Origin of the sequence: Vagococcus allomyrinae (assembly GCF_017829975.1) — a bacterium.
GTDB classification, from domain to species: Bacteria; Bacillota; Bacilli; order Lactobacillales; family Vagococcaceae; genus Vagococcus_D; species Vagococcus_D allomyrinae.
The window spans coordinates 276021-296946 of sequence record NZ_JAEEGA010000004.1 but is presented as its reverse complement, the minus strand read 5'-3'; the positions used below and the strand labels follow the sequence as shown (position 1 = coordinate 296946).

The 20926-nt window shown below is 40.5% G+C and carries 19 protein-coding genes; 14 read left to right on the top strand and 5 right to left on the bottom strand.

Annotation, left to right across the window (positions count from 1 at the left end; all coding sequences use genetic code 11):
* Nucleotides 1-31 precede the first annotated feature (31 nt).
* The 4 genes from I6N95_RS08410 to I6N95_RS08395 form a co-directional block, all read right to left on the bottom strand.
* Nucleotides 32-487, bottom strand: a complete 456-nt coding sequence (locus I6N95_RS08410) for a hypothetical protein (RefSeq protein ID WP_209526664.1) — start codon at nucleotides 485-487, stop codon at nucleotides 32-34.
* 844 nt (nucleotides 488-1331) lie between these two features.
* Entirely contained in the window at nucleotides 1332-1760 is a 429-nt protein-coding gene (locus tag I6N95_RS08405) for a hypothetical protein (protein WP_209526663.1), read from the bottom strand.
* Between the two features lie 98 nt (nucleotides 1761-1858).
* Nucleotides 1859-2170 (bottom strand): hypothetical protein, encoded by a 312-nt coding sequence (locus I6N95_RS08400; protein ID WP_209526661.1) that lies wholly within the window; start codon nucleotides 2168-2170, stop codon nucleotides 1859-1861.
* A 169-nt stretch (nucleotides 2171-2339) separates the two neighbouring features.
* The gene (locus I6N95_RS08395; protein ID WP_209526658.1) at nucleotides 2340-3443 is read right to left on the bottom strand and encodes a LacI family DNA-binding transcriptional regulator; all 1104 of its coding nucleotides are present in this window, start codon (nucleotides 3441-3443) and stop codon (nucleotides 2340-2342) included.
* Nucleotides 3444-3630: 187 nt separating this feature from the next.
* Here I6N95_RS08395 and I6N95_RS08390 point away from each other — a divergent pair, with 187 nt between their 5' ends.
* The 11 genes from I6N95_RS08390 (at nucleotide 3631) to I6N95_RS08340 (ending at nucleotide 16871) form a co-directional block, all read left to right on the top strand.
* Nucleotides 3631-4908, top strand: coding sequence for a glycoside hydrolase family 125 protein (locus tag I6N95_RS08390; protein ID WP_209526656.1), 1278 nt, complete (start codon nucleotides 3631-3633; stop codon nucleotides 4906-4908).
* 26 nt (nucleotides 4909-4934) lie between these two features.
* Nucleotides 4935-5822 carry a carbohydrate ABC transporter permease gene (locus tag I6N95_RS08385; protein WP_209526654.1) on the top strand — a complete coding sequence of 296 codons (888 nt, stop codon included), beginning with the start codon at nucleotides 4935-4937 and terminating at the stop codon, nucleotides 5820-5822.
* Nucleotides 5823-5835: 13 nt separating this feature from the next.
* The gene (locus I6N95_RS08380; RefSeq protein ID WP_245249299.1) at nucleotides 5836-6702 is read left to right on the top strand and encodes a carbohydrate ABC transporter permease; all 867 of its coding nucleotides are present in this window, start codon (nucleotides 5836-5838) and stop codon (nucleotides 6700-6702) included.
* An 18-nt stretch (nucleotides 6703-6720) separates the two neighbouring features.
* The gene (locus tag I6N95_RS08375) at nucleotides 6721-7965 is read left to right on the top strand and encodes an ABC transporter substrate-binding protein (RefSeq protein ID WP_209526650.1); all 1245 of its coding nucleotides are present in this window, start codon (nucleotides 6721-6723) and stop codon (nucleotides 7963-7965) included.
* 2 nt (nucleotides 7966-7967) lie between these two features.
* Nucleotides 7968-8999 (top strand): glycoside hydrolase family 76 protein, encoded by a 1032-nt coding sequence (locus tag I6N95_RS08370; protein ID WP_209526648.1) that lies wholly within the window; start codon nucleotides 7968-7970, stop codon nucleotides 8997-8999.
* 225 nt (nucleotides 9000-9224) lie between these two features.
* Complete coding sequence (locus tag I6N95_RS08365) at nucleotides 9225-10484, top strand: ABC transporter substrate-binding protein (protein ID WP_209526645.1); 1260 nt, start codon at nucleotides 9225-9227, stop codon at nucleotides 10482-10484.
* 65 nt (nucleotides 10485-10549) lie between these two features.
* Nucleotides 10550-11479: a carbohydrate ABC transporter permease gene (locus tag I6N95_RS08360; protein ID WP_209526643.1), complete on the top strand. Its 930-nt coding sequence runs from the start codon at nucleotides 10550-10552 to the stop codon at nucleotides 11477-11479.
* Between the two features lie 10 nt (nucleotides 11480-11489).
* The gene (locus I6N95_RS08355; protein ID WP_209526641.1) at nucleotides 11490-12317 is read left to right on the top strand and encodes a carbohydrate ABC transporter permease; all 828 of its coding nucleotides are present in this window, start codon (nucleotides 11490-11492) and stop codon (nucleotides 12315-12317) included.
* 21 nt (nucleotides 12318-12338) lie between these two features.
* Nucleotides 12339-13841 carry a glycoside hydrolase family 31 protein gene (locus I6N95_RS08350; RefSeq protein WP_209526639.1) on the top strand — a complete coding sequence of 501 codons (1503 nt, stop codon included), beginning with the start codon at nucleotides 12339-12341 and terminating at the stop codon, nucleotides 13839-13841.
* Nucleotides 13842-13956: 115 nt separating this feature from the next.
* A complete protein-coding gene (locus I6N95_RS08345) occupies nucleotides 13957-15630 on the top strand; it encodes a sensor histidine kinase (protein WP_209526637.1) in 1674 nt (557 codons plus the stop codon).
* The gene (locus I6N95_RS08340) at nucleotides 15627-16871 is read left to right on the top strand and encodes a response regulator (RefSeq protein WP_209526635.1); all 1245 of its coding nucleotides are present in this window, start codon (nucleotides 15627-15629) and stop codon (nucleotides 16869-16871) included. The genes I6N95_RS08345 and I6N95_RS08340 overlap by 4 nt, the downstream gene beginning before the upstream one ends.
* A 71-nt stretch (nucleotides 16872-16942) precedes the next feature.
* Here the strand turns inward: I6N95_RS08340 and I6N95_RS08335 are convergent, their stop codons facing one another.
* Complete coding sequence (locus I6N95_RS08335; RefSeq protein WP_209526633.1) at nucleotides 16943-18871, bottom strand: BglG family transcription antiterminator; 1929 nt, start codon at nucleotides 18869-18871, stop codon at nucleotides 16943-16945.
* 163 nt (nucleotides 18872-19034) lie between these two features.
* On the opposite strand from I6N95_RS08335, the gene I6N95_RS08330 reads away from it, so the two are divergent.
* From I6N95_RS08330 to I6N95_RS08320, 3 genes are read left to right on the top strand one after another with little or no spacing between them, the layout of a single operon-like run.
* A complete protein-coding gene (locus tag I6N95_RS08330; RefSeq protein ID WP_209526631.1) occupies nucleotides 19035-19349 on the top strand; it encodes a PTS sugar transporter subunit IIB in 315 nt (104 codons plus the stop codon).
* Nucleotides 19350-19352: 3 nt separating this feature from the next.
* A complete protein-coding gene (locus I6N95_RS08325; protein WP_209526629.1) occupies nucleotides 19353-20585 on the top strand; it encodes a PTS sugar transporter subunit IIC in 1233 nt (410 codons plus the stop codon).
* The gene (locus I6N95_RS08320; RefSeq protein ID WP_209526627.1) at nucleotides 20585-20926 is read left to right on the top strand and encodes a PTS sugar transporter subunit IIA; all 342 of its coding nucleotides are present in this window, start codon (nucleotides 20585-20587) and stop codon (nucleotides 20924-20926) included. The genes I6N95_RS08325 and I6N95_RS08320 overlap by 1 nt, the downstream gene beginning before the upstream one ends.

Below are 20926 nucleotides of genomic sequence, written 5' to 3'. Positions count from 1 at the left end.
ATTCGGTTTTAGCTTTTTGCTGATCTGCTGCTTAGTCGATAATTTTGTGGTACTCGATCGGTTTTGATAATCCAACAGGTATTTCTGAGGCCTTTTTATTGGCGTAATAGTCGTTATTTACGCCGAAATATGCCGTTATCTGTTCATTTTCGAAGATAAACCAATAGCGAGTTTGTTCGTCTTGGGAAAGAGCCGTTACCCCTTCATCTGTGACGCTCTCAATCGCTAAAGGCTGATACGTCTTGTTTTTAACAGTCGGGGCTTCCTGACTATAGCCGATGGTTTTTTCAGAATCAGATTGGATCGAGAGATAGTAAGTTTCTTCGTCAGTTTGAGAAGCCCATTCTCCAACAAGTTGAGAAAGAGTGCTGGTTTTAGAAAGGTCAGCCGAACTTTCAGGCGGGAGTTCATTTCTGAGACTTCCTTGGGAACAAGCACTTAAAAATAGGAAACTAACAATGAGTAGGATTAACTTTTTAATTGTCAAAATAGACCCTCGCTTTTTATGTAGGTTGGATATGCGAATGTGTAGAAAATTGTCCTGTTAATCTAACCTTCTGATGTGGATAATATCTACTTAAGCTCCATCAAAATGAAATGATCTTATGGGTTAAGCTAGAATGAACGCAGACGACGCAAAAAGAACAGACATAATTAACTGTTCTTATCTAGGCATAACAGGATTACTTTTAGTTTTGATTCTTTCTTGCGTCATGACTCATAACAATTGCTACAAAAAGCCCGATCCCAATCCAAGGTAATGCGGCATTACAAAATTCTATGACAGATTGCATATCCTCACCTCCGCTTAATATAAGTTGAGTATATCACAAGTGAAGGTTATTGTTGGTACATGATGACAAATATCAGCCGTTTTTCTCTGTAAGATGTTATTTTTAAGTAAAACAAAAAAGCTCGTTAATTGAGCTTTTTATTGTATTTTTAGACGCTGTCTTGTATAGGAAGAAATCAAACATCATCCTCGTATAAATTTCATCCTTAACACTTACCATAAATTATACCCTAACATTCCAAATGTGGATAGAAAATCAGCTAACCCCTCGTAGCAACGTAAGGAGAAGGGGCAGTCACGCAGCTACAGAAATAAAAGCTAGCAAGCTGCTAGCTTTGGGACCCTGATGATGAGTGTCCTTTTTGATCGATAAAAGTCTTTTTAAGTATAAAAAAAGACTAATTAGGTGGACTGCCTAATTAGTCAGAAACAGAATTACTTTATACAAGCTTAACACAGAATATGAACTAATTCAACATTTAATCGCTGTTAAATGAACTTGTGAATCAACCTTGAAATAAGGATGAGTGCTGTTGCCTCATTCAACTTCAAAAATCGTCTCTAGATATCGCTCGCCAAAGGTATCGTTTTTCAGATGAACGGTCAATTTGAACGTGTGACTCCTCTTTTCGAAATTAGCATGAGGGATAGTAAACTCTGTCTCTGAATGAGGGGCGAGGGGTGAACTCATATAGAGGGCAGATTTTGTTAGAACTGTAGGTTCCCATCTATTATCGACATATTGTGTTAAATCGTCATCAGTCATAATATGCAGATATTCTGTAGCGGTCTGATTTTTCAAGGTGAAACGGAAGGAGTCTTCAGTTGATTCCACAAAAGCAAGGGTGAAGTCGTCCTCTTCATGGCTTGTTTCAGATGTTAGCGAAGTTTCCATGGTAGAAATAGTTTGTTCGTCACGATTAGCAGAACAGCCACCAAGAAAAAGGAGCAAGCATAGTGCGATCATTGATACTACTTTTTTTATGATAAGTCCTCCTTTTTAGATTAGTACAACATAGAAATCATTTGGTGATAAAAAGCTCTTTTACCTTTAACACCTGCTGATCATACGGATTTAGTTGAGTTATAAAGATAAACAGCGATGCCTACTACAATAAGACTACCAATGACCTTAGTTATAAGCGAATCGTAAAGGAATAATAACAGCGGTAAAGCCACTGCTGATAATTTAAAAGAAAACGCGACGAAGGCTAATCCAGCTTGACGTTCCGTTTTATTTTGTTCAGTAGGTTGAAAATCAGAAGTTCGCCCAGGGATGCGGGCTAAAAACAAGCCACCAGTTGATTTTGTGTACACAGCCAATGCTAACAAAAAAAGAAAGAAGAAAATCAGTATGATAATCAGTTCTTGATTCATAATTAAGTGCCCTCCTAAGTTTATTATTCTCCTTATATTATAGCAAAAATCCAGCAGATAACAATTAAAGACCAGTTTGGTGTTTGTCTCCTAAAAGGTGCGATAAAAAACAGTGAACAAACTAGCAAACGAGCTGACATCATACGCCTTCTCGTTTGCTAGTTTATTTTTAATTGAGTTTGGCAGTGGAGTCACCGATCACTAATTCCCCTGAAATCAGCGTTTTTGTCACATTTTCTGGTTGGTCAATTTGCTCCAGCAGAACATTGACACAAGCTCGGCCCATCTTTTCTTGTTGTTGTTTAATATGGGTATAGGTAAATGCCAGATCATCAAAGTGATTGTCAGGATGATCAAAACAAGCGATCGACAAATCCTCAGGCACTTTTTTCCCTAATAAATAGCAAGCCTTTCGTGCTAATACAGCAATATTATACTCTGTAGCGATGATCGCAGTCATTTTCGGGTGATCTTTGATAAAGTCAATAATGGCCTCAATATCTTGACTGATCGGCACCTGCGAATCTGGGATAACAGACTCAATAATATTTTGATTAAGGGAGTCATCCATTGTTACCTGTAACGCTGCATGAGCTTGAATATAGCCTTGTAAGCGATCATTGGCACTTGATACCACATTGCTGGAGGATAGAATGCCAATGTGCTGGTGGCCAAGTTCGATTAAATAACTTGTCAGTAAGTTGGCAGATGCTCGATTATCTGTCGTAATTGAGGAAATAGGCAGATTATCCAGAGTCCGGTCAATAACCACCATTGGAAACTGATTGGATGCTAGCTCCAAAATTGTAGGTGATAAGTACTGAGAAGTTGAGGGCAATAAAATTAAGCCGTCAATTTGCAAATCAATCAGCTCTTTAATCAGCCGTTCCTCTTTTTTTGCGTCACCAAGAGATTTCTTTAAAATAATATTGGTGTTAGTATCCTCTTCCTCAAGTAAGCCATTTAGAATATGGGTACCAAAAACATCGGTAAAGTTAGTGACCACAGCACCGATTAAGGGAAGGTTGGTCCGAATGGGAATTTCTTTTGCGACTTTTTTTTCTGATACCACAATCGTCCCTTCACGGGGTTTTCTAGATAAATAACCAAGATCTTTTAATTCTGTAAGAGCACGCTTAATGGTGATGGCACTTACTTGATAATAGTCCGCCAGCTCTTTTTCTGAAGGAAGTCTGGTTTGTAATGGGTAGTCACCACTAATAATCTTTTTTTCAATATCTAACATCACTTGCTCATATAATAGTTGTTTCATTTTTCCACCTGCTCAATAAAGTATAATTAATAAATATAATTATACTTTATTATGATGGAAAAGTAAAACATGAATAAAAGCCTTCTTGGTATCGCTATCAAAAAAGCTGTTGACATGATTAATCATATGCATTAGTATATAAGTATATTGAAACTTAAATAAGTATATTTAATTAAGGGGTGATGACGTGTCAGCAATTGTCGATCGATCATTTATTAAGAAAGCACGGCAACAAATTGACTCACAATTTTCAAATACTAAGATCGGAGAGGTCTTCGAAAGATGTATGAATAACACGCTAGATACGACAATTAAAATCAAAGGGCAGGAGACTTTTATCGTTACAGGTGATATCCCAGCTATGTGGTTACGTGATTCGGTTTGCCAAGTTCGTCCATTTTTACGATTTGCTGAAAAAGACAGTGAGTTAGAAGGAATGTTAATCGGGTTAATCAATCAACAAATGAGATTAATTAAAGAGGATCCTTATGCTAACGCCTTTAATGAAAGTTCAAATGGTGCCGGTCATCAGGAGGATTTAACGGATATGCAAGACGGTATTTGGGAAAGAAAGTATGAAATCGATTCACTTTGTTATCCGATTCAACTTTCTTACTTACTATGGAAAAAGACAGGCACGACTGCCCAATTTAATACTGCCTACTTGGACAGCATCGACCTGATTATTGAGCTGTGGGAGCAAGAGCAACATCATGAAGAAAGTTCTCCTTATCGATTTCAACGACAGACTGAGATCAAAACCGATACCTTAGAGCGAGGGGGGCGGGGGACTGAGACGAGTTATACAGGCATGACCTGGTCTGGTTTTAGGCCAAGTGATGATGCTTGTACCTATGGGTATTTAGTACCTGCCAATCAGTTTGCTGTTGTCGTTTTAGGTTATTTGGCTGAAATATTAGACCAACAGTACAAAGCCGACAGTTTGCGGCAGCGAGTGACAAAGCTAAAAAGTGCTATCAAAAAAGGCATCGAAAAATATGCAGTTGTCCAACATGCTACCTATGGTGAAATCTATGCCTATGAAGTGGATGGTCAGGGCAATCAATTGCTGATGGACGATGCCAATGTTCCTAGCTTGTTGTCATTGCCATTTCTCGGCTATTGCGCAAAAGACGATCCCCGATATTTGAATACCCGTCAGTTTATTTTGAGCAAGGCTAATCCTTATTTTTATACAGGGAAAGTCTCGACGGGCATTGGCAGCCCTCATACACCAAAGCGTTATATCTGGCCCATTAGCTTAGCGGTTCAAGGGTTGACCAGTCAATATGAAAGTGAGCTCCGACTGCTCGTTAATGAACTCATCCGAACGGATGCTGACTGCGGCATGATGCATGAGTCATTCGATGCTGATGATGCTAAAAACTATACGAGAGAATGGTTCTCCTGGGCCAACATGATGTTCTGCGAATTGGTCTTGGACATCGTTCAAACTGATAATTAAGAGATGGGAATGAAAGGAGTGATGAAATGTCAGCTAAGGTTAGCCCGGTCACAAAAGAACAGCAAAAAATGGCTTATCGATTTATTGCCTTGCCAGTGTTGTTGCTACTGTGTTTTATATTAATTCCGATTGTTTTAGCGCTCGTAGTCAGTTTTACTGATTATGATGTGATCAATCCCCCAACCTTTTTAGGTCTGCAAAATTACTTAAAAATGTTAGATGATCCCTATTTTTGGGTAGCGACGAAAAACACCTTTATTTACACCTTGATCTATGTGCCCCTGGGATTGGTTGTTTCACTTGGCACAGCTAGTTTACTAAATATGAAAAAGAAGGGAACAAAGCTGTTTCGTGTATTTTTTTACGTGCCAGTTTTATGCTCATCGGTTGCTACCTCGACCATTTGGTTTTGGCTTTTAAATCCATCAAGCGGCCTAATCAACAAAGTTATTGGCTTATTCGGTGTTCAAGGTCCAGCTTGGTTATACGATTCAAAATGGGCCATGTTAGCGATTGTTATCATGAGCGTTTGGATGTCCTTTGGGGCAAACATGATTATCTTTTTAGCCGGGCTTCAAGGAATACCAGAAGTCCTTTATGAAGCAGCAAACGTCGAAGGGGCCAGCAAATGGCAAACCTTTAGATACGTAACCTTGCCCTCTCTGACCAAAACCACTTTTTTAGTGACGACCATGTTGATCATTAATGCCTTTCAGGTATTTGATCAAGCCTACATCCTGACCAAAGGGGGGCCGGGGAATTCAACAATTACCCTCGTGTATTACATCTATAACAATGGCTTTGGTAACTTGAAGATGGGCTATGCTTCAGCCATTTCGTTTTTCTTATTCATTATTATTCTGATTTTTTCATTGATTAATATGAAGCTAAACAACTTGGACAATGACAAGTAGAGAGGAGACTAACATGAAAATCAAACAACGGATTGGCACAGGCGCTTGGTATTTAGGAGTGATCTTAATTAGTATTTCCACAGTGTTTCCTTTACTTTGGACATTGTCGACCGCCTTTAAATCAGAGAGTGAAATTCTGAGTAATTCCCTCAACTTGATTCCCCGGGAATTTACGTTAGACCACTTTAAGGAAGTATTTTCTTCCGTCCCCTTTGCCCGTTATTTAGGTAATTCATTGGTGTTAGCCGTTTCCGGAGTGCTAACCAATTTATTTTTTGGATCATTGGCCGGTTATGCCTTTGCCAGATTGCCTTTTAAAGGAAAAAAGACATTGTTCTTGGTTTTTTTGGCCAGCATGATGATTCCAGCTGTCGTCACCATGATCCCTTCCTTTATGGTCTTGCGCAGCTTTCCTTTAGCCGGTGGGAATAATCTTTTAGGTCAGGGAGGTTTAGGGCTAATTAATACTTACTGGGCGATTATTATACCTGGTGCGGCTGGCGGGTATTCGATTTTTTTCATGAAACAATTTTTTGAAACATTGCCCTCAGAATTAGCAGAATCAGCCCGCATGGACGGCTGTAGTGAATTTATGATTTTTCTAAAAATCTACTTTCCTTTGGCAAAAACAGCCTTAGCGACTTTAGGCTTAATGACCTTTCAAGCAGGTTGGAATCAGTTCATGTGGCCCTTAATTGTTTTAAATTCTCAAGACATGATGACTGTCCAAGTTGGCTTGGCCTCTTTTCAATACAATCAGTCGGCCAATCATGGTGCCTTAATGGCAGGGACAGTCATTGCAACGATTCCAATGTTAATTTTATTTATGTTCACACAGAAATACTTTATTAAAGGCATTGGCCACAGTGGTGGTAAATAATATAAAGGAGCAAAGACGATGAAAAAAATAGGCTTATTGTTATGTCTGGCAGCAACGGTATTAGGATTAGCAGCATGTGGTGAGAAGGAGCAAGATAAAGGGAAAGGAGCAGCGGCGACAAAGGATGTGACCTTGTGGGGATCCTGGTCAGGTGATCAAATTGCCCAATTAGAAAAGCAGATTGAATCTTACAACAGCTCTCAAGATAAGTACAAAGTCAACTATGTGATGCAAGAACAAGTAGAAGAAAAACTGTTAACAGGCTTAGCAGGCGGTGAATTACCAGATGTTATTTTATGGGATCGTTATCAAACCGCTTTATACGCCTCAAAAGGAGCGCTTTATGCCATTGATGAGCTCGTTGAAAAAGATGATGTCAAAATGGCGGACTTTTACAGTGAAGCCGTAAAAGAGATGACGTATCAAGATGACCTGTATGGCTTGCCCTTATTGGTAGACACGCGCATTTTATTTTACAATAAAACCTTAATGGCAGATCATCAAGTCCCAACGACTTGGGACGAAATGGTGGCCGTAGCCCCAGAGGTCACTAAGCGCAAAGGCAAAACACTAGAGCAGGCAGGTTTTTCCCTTGAAGATATCGGTTTGTTTAACATGTACGCTTTGCAAGCAGGTTTGGATTTAATTTCCCCAGATGGTCAATCACTGAACTTTAACAATCCAGCGGGTGAATCGGTCTTGAATTTATGGCAAACCTTGCAAAACGATAAAAAAGTCTATGACCGTGGTTTTGATGACAATAATACACAATTCGCTGCAGGAAAATTAGCAATGAACTACAATGGACCGTGGGCTTTAGCGGATCTAAATAAGGTAGAAGGGTTGGAGTATGGTGTCTCACTGCCATTAGCTGGACCTAATGGTGATCAGGGCTCAGTTATGGGCGGCTTTGGACTGGTTATGCCGAAAAAAAGTAACAACGAAGAAGGCGCATGGGATTTTATGAAGTGGTGGACAACTCAACCGGAAAACGGTGTGGAATTTGCCAAGATCAGCGGTTGGATCCCAGCCAATCAACAAGCTGCCAATGATCCTTACTTTACAGAAGATGAGTACTACTCAGTCTTTGTTAAAGCTATGGAAAATGCGCGGACACGACCAACAGCTCAAGGGTATTCAACCGTGGAAGATTTAGCCATGAAACCGCAACTTGAAAAATTTATGAGTAACAGCATTGACGCTAAACAAGCCCTTGCGACCATCGATAAAGAAGGCAATAAAATTTTAGAGGAGAATCAGTAAACATGACAATTAATTGGGCAGAACGAGCAAATCAGGGACAAAAAAGTTTGACTTATTTTTACGCCTCAACCAATCCAACTCAACTATTAAATAATGTCTATCCCTTTGAGGATGACCAGGAAAATGCCGTGTTTAACTACTGGTGGTTGGCTCATACGGTGGATGTTAAAGTAGATGCCTATTTAAGAACGGGGAATCAACTAGATTTAGCCGAAGCAGAAGCGGTTTACGATTATAATAAAACCCGCAATCATGGAAGCTTAATCCATGACTATTACGATGATATGCTCTGGAATGCCTTAGCTGCTTTAAGATTATACACACTTACAGCAAAAGCAGTTTATTTAGAAGATGCCTTAACAGTTTGGCAGGATCACGTGGACACTGGTTGGAATGAAATATGTGGTGGCGGTTTTGCTTGGCGCAAACCGCAAATGGACTATAAGAATACTCCAGTAAATGCCCCATTTATCATTCTGTCAAACAGACTTTACCGCATCCTTGGTGAAAGAAAGTATCTTGACTGGTCTTATAAAACCTTTGATTGGTTGACAAACGTGCTAGTCAGAGAGGACGGCTTTGTCGAAGATGGCATCAACCGTCAAGGGGACGGTCAAATTGACCATCAATGGCAGTTTACCTATAATCAAGGAGTCTACATTGGTGCCTGTTTGGCGTTTTATGAGATCACCAAAGATTATCAATACGTCCGTCTAGCCAATCAAAATGCTCAGACAACCATTAAGCTGTTAAGCGATGGCAAAATTTTTAAAGAAGAAGGAGAAGGAGGCGATGAAGGTCTCTTCAAAGGCATTTTTTATCGCTACTTTGCTGACTTAGCCGCCATTACTCATGATCAGAGTCAACAACAGTTCATTGAAGCCGGCGCGGAGATCCTGGTCACAAATGGACTAAAAGATCAGCATTTGTTAATGGGAATGGACTGGTATCACCCAACAGTTGGTAAAATTCCTTTCTCGGCACAACTCAGTGGCATCATGATTCTAGAAATGATGGCGAAATTAACGAAATAAACGAAAGAACAACCTCAGGCTCTCACTTAGATCATTAAACTAAGTGAGAGCCTGAGGTCTTTTTCTGTTAGGAAAATTAAGTAAGGGAGCGGTACACACGTTGTAAAGCTTGTGAAAAAAGACCAGTCGTTGACAATAGGGTATCAATATTGATAATGGGGCTTTTACATTTGAAAGCGATTACGGTAAAGTGGAGATACAAATAGATGAGTTGGAGGAGTAAAGATGAGACACAAGCAAAAATGGTTGACCAGTATGGTAATGTTATCCAGTTTAACACTCGGACTATCCGCCTGTGGGACAGGTGGCGAAGAGAAAGCCGAAACAAAAAAGGAGATTACTTACGCGATTTGGGATCAGATTCAACAACCGGGGATGAAAGACGTGGCAGATGCTTTCATGAAGGAAAACCCTAATGTTAACGTGAAAGTTCAGGTAATACCTTGGGATCAGTATTGGACCAAATTAGAAGCTAGTGCCAATGGCAACACATTACCAGATGTCTTTTGGATGCACGGCAGTGAAGTGGATCGTTATATGAAAGCAGGAGCTTTATTGGATTTAACAGATTCTTATCAGAAAGAAGCTGGTAACTTTCCTGAAGACTTAGTTGATCTGTACGCTTATGAGGGGAAAAATTATGGCATTCCTAAAGATGTCAGCACGATTGGTTTATGGTACAACAAAGCCCTATTTGATGATCAAGGGATCGCTTATCCCGATGATACATGGGACTGGAGCACACTTAAAGAGATGGCCAGTCAGTTAACAGACAAAGAAAAAGGGATCTACGGCTTTGCAGCTGCCAATGACACTGAAGGAGGTTATTACAACGCAATTTTCCAAAATGAAGGAAAAGTCATTAGCGATGATAAGCAGACCTCGGAACTGAATAACCCAGCAACTCAAGAGGCGTTGCAATGGTGGGTTGACTTTTCTCTAAAAGATAAGGTTTCGCCAACAGCTACCCAATTTGCCGAAAATAATGCTCGCAGTTACTTCACTTCTGGCAAATTAGCCATGCTTTTTGATGGTTCTTGGATGTATGGTGAGTACGCTGCCAATGACTACATTAAAGAAAATGTTGATGTGACCGTCTTACCAAAAGGGAAAGTCCGAGCAACTGTCTATAATGGCTTGTCGAATTCAGTTTCGGCCACAACTAAGAATCAAGCTGAAGCGGTTAAGTTTGTTGAGTTTCTGAGTTCCAAAGAAGGGATGGACATTCAAGGGAAATCAGCAGCGGCGATTCCAGCATATAAAGGAGCCGAAAAAAGTTTTGTTGATGAAACCAGCGGCACCTTTAATACGCAAGTGTTTTCAGATATGCTGGAATACGGTGTCTTAAGACCTAATGGACTGAACTTTAATAATGCCGAAAACTATACGACGGAAAACTTAAATAAAGTCTTTAGTGGCAAAGAAACGGTTCAAGAAGCTACCGAGCGAATCGTCCCTGAAGTCAATAAAATATTTAGTGAGTAAGCGATAACCTAACATCTAAGAAGAGACCACTCTTCTTAGATGCTGAATAGAAAGAAGGGCTAGGAATGGAAAGCATTGGAGACTTACCGAAAGCAAAAGGCAGCGTTAAAACGAAAAAGAAATATAAGAAAGATGCCATATTCTGGGGATTTTTATTAGTTGCCCCAACGATGTTAGGCTTATTCTTTTTAAACATTAAACCCGCTATCGACACGATCATCATGAGTTTTAAAAAATCCACTGGCCTCGGCGGTTCTCAGTGGGTTGGCCTCGAAAACTATCAGCGCTTACTGCAAGACGAGAACTTGCCCTTAGCGATTGGCAATACCCTTAAATATTCAGTGCTAGTGGTGCCGGGCATCATCATCTTTTCTTTGCTGGCAGCGGTATTACTCAATCAGAAAATTAAAGGCAGAGGGCTTTACCGCGTGATTTATTTTTTACCAGTCGTCGCCACACCAGCGGCCATCGCCATGGTTTGGAAATGGTTGTACAATTCAGAATATGGGCTGATCAATTACTTATTGAGTTTAGTGGGCATCACTGGGCCTGCCTGGCTAGCCGATCCCAAGTATTCGATTGTGGCCATTGCGATAGTTGGCGTTTGGAGTGCTGTTGGCTACAATATGGTGATCCTACTGTCAGGATTGCAGGAGATTCCCCGAGATTATTATGAATCATCAAGCTTAGATGGGGCCGGACCAATTCGTCAGTTTTTTGCGATTACCTTGCCATTGGTTTCGCCGACGCTCTTTTTTGTCAGCATCACCACGGTGATCGGGTCACTTCAGGTGTTTGACGTGATTTATTTGATGTTTGACATGAAAAGCGAAGTCATACCCTACACCCAAACACTGGTCTATATGTTTTTTAAACATTCTTTTGTCATGAATGAAAAAGGTTATGGGGCCGCCATTGTGGTCATCTTGTTAGGGATCATTGGGTTCTTGACTTTTATTCAAATGAAACTGCAAAAACGTTGGGTTCACTACTAGGAGGAGCATTATGAAAAAAATACACACTAAAAATCACCTGATCATCCACAGCGTGTTGCTGATTGGCAGTGTGATCATGATCATGCCCTTTATTTGGATGATTCTGACCGCCATTAAAACACTGCCCGAATCGACGATGGTCCCACCGATCTTATGGCCAAAGGTGGCTCAGTGGCATAATTTCCCTGAGATATTAGCCAAATTGCCTTTTATGGCCTTTTATGTGAATACTGGCTTGATGATCGTCGGCCGCGTCTTTTTCGCCTTGTTATTTAGTTCCATGGCGGCTTACGCCTTCGCGCGAATTGATTTTCCTTGTCGCAATCTGCTTTTTAGCGTTGTGCTGATTCAAATGATGATTCCCTCGCAAATTTTTATTACACCACAATTTTTATTGGCCCAAAAATTAGGGATGCTTGACACGATTCCCGGCTTGATTCTGCCTGGTTTAGTCAGCGCCTTTGGTACCTTTTTATTGCGTCAGTTTTTTATGAGCTTGCCTGATGAGCTAGAAGAAGCGGCTATCTTAGATGGCTGTAATATCTGGCAAATTTTCTATAAAATCATGCTGCCATTAGCCAAATCCGGGTTGGTGGCACTGGGGATTTTTACTGCGCTATTTGCCTTCAAGGATTTAATGTGGCCTTTGATCGTCAATATTTCAGAGGATAAAATGCCTTTGTCAGCTGGCTTGGCTACCTTACAAGGCCAATATAGCACGAATTTCCCTGAGCTGATGGCCGGCTCGTTGTTGGCGATTTGGCCGATGTTGTTGATTTTTATGCTCTTTCAGAAAAAATTTATTGAGGGAATTGCCACTTCAGGTGGTAAGTTATAACACTCGATCGGGGAGGTCCTTATGGAAATTAAGATGTTGGAAAATGAATATTGGTATGGCACAGCGGTTGCCCATGGTAGGGAGATGCCCTTGCATAAAGAGAGCCACCTAGCAATAGATTTACGGGTCAATCAAACTGTCAATCAAACGATGCCGTTGCTAGTCTCAAGCAAAGGGCGCTATTTGTGGCACGCTCAAGGTTTTTATTTACAGGTGGAAAATGGTCTTCTGATCAGTGATCGAGAGATCCTGCTTCAAACAGGCTTTGATAACTTAAAAGGGGCCTATCTTGCGGCAATGGCCAATCATTTCCCCTTTAGCTCATCCGCACCCAATGAAGCTTTGTTTGAAAAAATCATTTACAATACCTGGATTGAATTGACCTTTTTTCAATCTCAAGCAGCGGTCTTAGCTTATGCCAAAGGGTTGATAGACCAGCAATTGCCGGCGGGTGTCTTAATGATTGACGACGGCTGGTCGAATAGTTACGGGGATTGGCGTTTTCACAGTGGGAATTTTCCTCAACCCAAACAAATGATCAGCGAGTTAAAGGCCTTGGGCTTTGAGGTGATGGTGTGGGTCTGTCCCTTTGTGACTGCTGATACTGTCGCTTATCGAGAAGCGGCCGCCTTGGATATTTTGATTAAAGCAGCTGATGGGCAGCCTTTGATTACCAAGTGGTGGAATGGCTACTCAGCCGTTCTTGATCTGTCACATCCTCAAGCTGACGCTTGGTTGACCCAACAGCTAGATCAGTTGTTGGCATTGGGAATTGCCGGTTTTAAGTTTGACGCCGGCGACAGTCTTTATTATCCTGCAGATATGGTGACCTTTGGCCATACCTCCCCTGATGAACAATCCAATGCTTGGGCCAACTTTGGTAGCAAGTATTCCTTTAACGAGTTTCGCGTGACGGCCAAAGCTGGCGGTTATCCATTGTTACAACGACTTTCAGATAAAGATCACGCTTGGGGCGCTACTGGCATTGCCTCTTTAATCCCAGATACCTTGTTACAGGGGATTACGGGCCACGCTTACAGTTGTCCCGATATGATTGGCGGCGGTGAGTACCTTAATTTTCAGGAGATCACTCATCTGGATCAGGAATTATTTGTCCGACATGCTGAAATTGCTTGTTTGTTACCGGCAATGCAGTTTTCGGCTGCACCGTATCACTTAGATCCTCCTTATCTAGCAGCGATCCAGCGAAGTTTGGCAGTTCGCCAAAGCTATTTACCAGAAATCATGCAGTTGGTGGCCCATGCCCAACAAACTGGCGAGCCGATTATACGTTATCTGAGTTATGAATTTCCCGCTGAACCAGTGGAAACCATCACCGATCAATTTATGTTAGGAGCCGATCTCTTAGTGGCCCCGATCTATCAAAAGGGCCACCGCAAACGCCACGTTTATTTGCCTAAAGGTCGATGGACTTTGGCGGAAAAGAGCTATGAGAGCAAGGGCGAAAGGGTGGAAGTCGAGATGCCCTTAGGAGTCCCAGCAGTGTTTCGTCGGCACAGATAATGCTATAATGAAAGAGTACTTGATAATCAGAGAAACTGACGTAGCAAGGCTATGTCAGTTTTATCTGTAGTTGTTTGAAAGTGCTTTCTGATTAATTTGCTAGTGGGGTGGCTGTATGAAAAAGAAATCAACACTGTTTTTAATGTTATTAATTCTCTTTTTATGTGTGATTGTGGCTTTTATTGGGTATTTTTATTTTGAAACGCTGCGAGTGAGCCGAGCTAATTTGCAATCAGTGGTTAAAACGAATCTGACCTATGTTCAATCGCGGCTTGAAGGCAGGCAACAAGAGATCGAAGATGGGGCCGCCATGTTGTTGGTCAATCAAAAAATTAAAGATTTGCAAAAAGATCAAACAGACCTTTATAATTACGATTATTTAGAAAAGCTGACAGAAATTCGCCATATTTTAAAAGAACGATTGATTGACACAGAAGTCATGAGCAGTATTTCCATTTACTGGCCCAAAAGTGGCACCTTTATTTCAACTGATAGTAAGCAAGATTTAAAGCGCGAATTAATGACCAATAAACTCTCCAGCAATGGTTGGCGGATGGCCGAAAGAGGCTTGTATTATGCGATTACTTCCACCTTTGACCGAGAAAAAGGGGATGAAATCGTCGTCATGATCCACATGGCCGATGCCCTGTTACTGGACAGTGAAAGTCTGCTGACGGCTGATATTAACGGTGAAGTTAAGTCAATGTTGGTCTTGCCTGATGGCACGACCATCGGCAATGATCCAGACTTTCAAGCCAGCGTTGTGACGTATCTGGATCGAGAAACAGGAGCCAATAGTTCCTTGACCATCGCTAACAGAAAAGGCTATCTGATCTCTCAGGAATCTGCAAAGTCCGGCATCCAGTTAGTTTCCTTTTTGCCCCAAAATCCCAATGAGCATAAATTTAGTGCTATCGCGTTGGCTGTCATCCTGCTAACCGCCTTCGTGTTGATTTTTGGCTTCTTTCTGGTGCTACTGTTTTACCGCAATGTGGTGACAGAAGTTAATTTGCTGATTAGTAAATTTCAACAAGTCGAAAGAGGGGACTATGAAACGAGAATCACCACCGTGGTCAACAATGAATTTAATTATTTATTTGAGCAATTTAATGTGATGATCGGCGGCATTCAAAAATTGGTCACCTCTCTGCAGAAGGAAATAAAATTCCGGGAACAAGCTGAAGCTCGCCAGTTCCGCTCGCAAATTCAACCTCATTTTTTATACAATAGTCTCTTTTATATTGTTTCCGTCGCCGATAATCCGCGAGCGGTTAAAGAGATGACCCGACATCTGGCAGAGTATTATCGCTATTTAACGAAAAAAAATGACCGTGTGACAGTCGCCGACGAGCTGTCCTTTGCTCATCACTACTTAACCATTCAAGCATTAAGAAAGGATTTTCAATTCTCGATGACCATCGATCCTAAGATTAACCAGCTGACAATTCTGCCTTTGATCATCCAACCGATTATTGAAAATGCCATCGAACATGGCATCGAAGCCAAAGAAGGAGCCAACAGAATCGAGGTCACTGGCGAACGGATTGGCGACTGGTGTCAGGTGACGATCAGTGATGATGGGCCAGGGCTGACGCTGGTTGAGCGCGAACAACTGGTTCAAAGCCTGGAGAAAGGGCAGTGTGAAGACAAACAAACAAGCGTTGGTTTATGGAATGTTAACCGACGGCTGATCAACTTATACGGCAGCAAGGCCAAGATTAAATTGAGGACTAACAGCTATGGCGGTCTAAGTGTCTCGTTCCAGTTCAGAGGGGAGGAAGTTAAATGAAAGTGTTAATTGTTGACGATGAAAAACAGATCGTCAATTATTTACAGCGCATCATCCCATGGAAAAAATTTGGGTTTCAGGAAGTGAAGGGGCTCGTCAGCTCCAAGGAAGCCTTAGTCTTGCTGACTAGTGGCTATCAGCCTGACTTGTTAATTACCGACATCAAAATGCCCGAAGTCAGCGGTCTGGATTTAGTTCAAGCGATCGACGCTCATACCCAAGCCATCATTATCTCCGGCTATTCGGAATTTGAATATGCCCAACAAGCGATTCGCTATGGGGTGAAAGAGTACTTATTAAAACCGATCTATGAAGAAGAGTTGGAAGGGGCTGTCACGCGAATGATCGAGGGTGTTTCCGCCGAACAAGCTGCCAGTCAAATAGATCCTTTTCAGTTTTATTTGTATGTATTAACAGATATCAACGACTATGACGAGCAGCTCGAGACCATGTTAACTAAACTCAGGGAGAATGGCTATGAACCGCGTTTCTTAGCAGAAGGGGAAACTGGGCTTTTTAAGTTAAACTGGCAAAATCAGGTCTTTGGCTTTGTTAAAAGTGATCAAGAAATGCCGAAAATGACGAAACAGGGCGAGCGACAAAGGCTTTTTAAGGTACTTTTTGGTCTTTCTCTAAGCACCAATCTGTTGCCACCTACGATCAAAAAAGCCATCGACCAAAATCATTGGAACCTGTTAGTTGAGCTCTTAAGCCCATTGGAACAAGCGCCAGAGACTCAGGAAACTCTTACGCAAAAAATGCAAACCTTGACCTACCTTTACCTAAAGCGGCCGGATATCTTTAAGGAAATGGAAATCGATCATTTTTTACAACTGGCTACCGGTCCATTTTTGCGTCAGTTTCTTGAAAAATGGATGGAAATCAGTGTTTTAGCCGATAGTAACGAAGGAATCGTCCGCTTTATCCAAGGCTATGTCAACCGTCATTATCAGCAACCCTTATCCTTGGAGATTTTAGGAGAGCTGGTTCATCTCCATCCCGTCTATTTATCGAGAATGTACAAAGAAACCACCAACGAAAATCTTTCCACCTATATCTTAACCGTTCGCTTAGAAAAGGTTCGTGAATTGTTAATTAACACCGATTTTTCGTTAAAAACCATCGCTGAACTGGTGGGCTATCGCAAGCCGCAAAATGTCATTGCCCTTTTTAAACGAAAGTACTCAGTGACCCCAGCCCAATACCGAAATCAGCAAAAAAGTCACCTTAAGCACCATTAAATAAAACCACCTCTCGAAAGCTCCCGAAGGACTTTGGTGAGGTGGTTTAATTGGTTTATTCTGATTCAGCTCTATTGTTGGATATCCTGATTGGTTAAAAAGTTTAAAAAGGACTGATAATCATCGTGTTTTAAAGCTGACAGGACTTTTTTTCGGTCAGAGAAGAGCAAAGAAATCATCTCAAAAATAGTGTAAAATATTTTTTTATCTTTGTCATTAATGGCAAACAAGAACACAATATTGACAAACTCCTCATTGCCCCAGTCAATCGGTCGGTCACTACAAATGATATACATTTTAGAGTGGCGAGCGTTCATTTTAATCGTGTGTGGAATCGCAATATTGTTGTAAGCAGTGGACGAGAGGGTTTCTCTAAGCAACACTTGTTCCTCAAAATCTGCCTGAACAATTCCGGCATTAACAAAAATATCGGCCACTACTTGAATGACATCTTTCTTAGTTGTTAGCACATCGTTTTTCATAAAGTAATGAGAATCGCTGACTTGCCAGACACTTTGTTTAAATTCATCGTAACGTTTTTTTAATAAGGCTTCCTCAATATCAAAATAGATTTTTTTCTGATCAGATAGATTAAAAAAAGGGCTGATATTAATAATCGTTGCCTGACTGTCAACTAAGGCAAGCGGGATAGTGGTGATAATCACATCGAAATTTCGAAAGTCATTATAATCAATCACTCGCGTGTAGACCTGATCAATAAAAAGGGAATCTCCAAACTGTTTTTCTATTTTCGTTTTTAAATCGGAAGTCAGCGTGCGGATATCGGGAATAACCAAGGCTGTTAACAACTTCCGATATTTTTTGTTTTCTTTTGCAAAGGCCCCACCAAGATGAAGTGCCAGAAAGCCAATCTCGTCATCAGTTATTCGATTACTAATTTGCTTATTGATAATATGAGCAATCGAGACAGATAGTTCGTAAACAAAAGGGTGTCCCTCTTTAATACTTGCTAACAAGGGATTTTTAAGGAAATAAGCTGTTTGACTGCGGGTAAGCAAATTATTAATATGAACCGTAAAAGGAATTAAAAAGCCTTCATCCTCAATATCAATCACATAAAAATCATTTAAAAATGCCATGATTTCCTCAACAATCGTCAAGGCTTGAGGGTCAACAAATTGGATAATATTGTCCTTGGTGATTTTTTTTTGGCTGACCGTTGAGGTTTTAGCCAGCAACAAGACATAGACTTCGTAAATTTCATTTGTGGCAAAAGTTAATGCCGAAGACTCTTCCAAGTAAGTCACTAACTGTTTGGCAATCGAATACAGGACAGGATCATTGACCTCGATCTTCGTGTTGATCGTTAAGGTATGACTGTTTTTAATCCGTTCCACCATGATCGTCAGATGAAGCACGATGCTAGTTAAAAGGTAATCATCCACAAAAAGATTGTTTTCTTTTAATAAGTTGAAGGTCAATTCAGAGATCTGTTCAACGGGAATTGCAGGGAATAACTTTTCAATAAAAGCGATCGACAAACTGTTGGTATCATAGTCATCGTAGACCTGATCAATAAAAAGTTGTCGCTTATTTTTTTCTGAGCCAAGCACCTCGACAAAATCACCACTTACCGCAATCTTTAACTCGTAGTTAGAGAACTCTTCTCTGATTTTATTTAAATCATTTTTTAAGGTCGTCGGACTAATAAAGAGCAGTTCTCCAAGATCAAAAACATTTAATTTATGGCGTTCTCTTAATAATGCTAGAATAAGTTGCTTACGTCGTTGACTTAAACTTTGTAAGTTAGGCGCCGGATCAATTTGAAAATCGCTAAAAACTTGATTTTTTAAAGAGGGTGTTAGCTGATAACCATTTTGAGACGCACTAATGCCATTTGGCACAAGTCCATTTATTTGTTGGACGTAGTTTTTGATCGATCGCTTAGAGCAACCAAGATACTGAGCTAATTCATTTGAAGTTGTCCAACCACTTCGGCTATCCAAAAATAAAATAACTCGCATAAATTTTTCTTCCAATTTTATAGACCTCCTGACGAAGACGTTTATCTACTATTATTATACCTTCTTTTATCAAGGAACAACAACTTGGAGTTGCACCGGCCCGGTGAAAAAGTCAGATGTTCAACTCGTCAAATACTTGCTAAACTAGGGTTATCAAATCAGAACGGAGCGATGTAAAATGGATAAGATAACAGTTATGTTAGTTTGTGGTGGCGGTGCAAGCAGTGGCTTTTTAGCCAGTAGCATGCGGAAATCAGCGAAGAAGCAACAATTAATCATGGAAGTGTTTGCTACCAGTGAGTCGGAAATCGATAATCATGTCGACGAGATTGATGTGCTACTAGTTGGCCCTCATCTACGTTACCTAGAAGAAGAAATTCAAGAGAAATTAGCGGGGAAAGACATTAAATTAGCGATCATTGAAAATGATATCTATGGGTCGCTAGACGGTGAGCGAGCAGTAAAAAAAGTAATCAATATGATGGAGGAATAAGAGATGAACGCATTTATTACCCTTGTCAATAAACGAGTCACCCCATTTGCGACCAAGTTGTCTCGCAATATCTGGATAGCCAGTTTACAAGATGCGATTATGAGCACACTGCCTTTAACATTAGTTGGGTCAGTCATTTCGGTATTATCAATTTTAAACAGTTATTTTCCTAAATTTCCAGATTTAAGTCCTATTAGTAGTTTTAGTTTTGGCATTATTGGTTTAGCCATCTCTTTTGTATTACCGGTATATATTTTACAACGGAAAAAGATGGACAATAAAAAGAACTTAGCAGGAATCGCCAATGTTGGCTTATATTTAATGTTAGTCTTAGCTCAAATTAATGAAAATGGCGAACTGGTTTTTGCTGGCGACAGCTTTGGTTCAGGCGGGATGTTTTTAGGGATTTTATCTGGTTATTTCACCGCTATTATCTTTATTTTATTAGCGAAATTCACTTTCTTTAAGGACAGCGAAGCGATTCCCGATTATATCGTGTCGAGTTTCGATTCCTTTATGCCAATCTTGATTATCTTGACCATTGCCTATTTGGTGGTCTTTACCTTTAATATCAACTTTTTCGAAATTTTGACCAAAATCTTACTGCCCTTAACTAATTTTGGCCAGAGTTATTTAGGCTTATTAGCTTTTGTCTTTGTCACAACCATCCTCTACTCATTCGGGATTAGCCCTTGGTTACTTTACGGGTTATTTTATCCAATTCAGTTAGCAGGAATTGCAGAAAATACCCAGTTAATCAGTCAAGGACTAGCAGCAACAAACATCAACACTGGAGAAGTGGTTCAAGGTCTGATCACTTTAGGGGGAATGGGGACTACCTTACCATTAGCCTTTATGTTAATAAAAAGTAAATCAGCCAGATTAAAAGCAATTGGTAAAGCCGGCATCGTTCCAAGTATCTTTAATATCAACGAGCCAATCGTCTTTGGTGCACCGATCATGTTAAATCCCTTGTTGATGATTCCTTTTTGGTTAAACTCCTTTATCAATCCAACAATCGTCTATTTTGCGCTCAAAAGCGGATTAGTGGCGATACCAACAAAAGTCTTTAACTTGTGGTTTATTCCTGCGCCTATTCAAGGTTACTTAGTCTCAGGAGATTGGAAAGGGATCCTTCTTTCATTGGTTGTCTTAGCTGTGGCAACCGCCATTTGGTACCCATTTTGGAAGGCATATGATTTAGAACAACTTGAATTAGAAGGAGAAGCTAAATAATGGAAAAATTTAGAAAAGAAGACCTGGTTCAAATTTCCATGGAGATGATCTTACATGCTGGCGATGCTCGAACCGCCTTGATGTTGGCCTATGATTTATTGGAAGAGGACCAGTTAGTAGAAGCTGAAAGCAAAATGAAAGAAGCCAATGATCTGTTAACTAAGGCACATAAATGTCAAACCAAAGTCGTTCAAAGTGAAGCGGCGGGAATCTCGATTGAGTACTCACCACTTTTCAGTCACGCTCAAGATACGATGATGACCGTCCAATCTCAGTACATTCTATCAAAAAAGATTTTCAAATTGTACTTAAAGCAAACAAAAGGCAGAGAAGGAGTATAA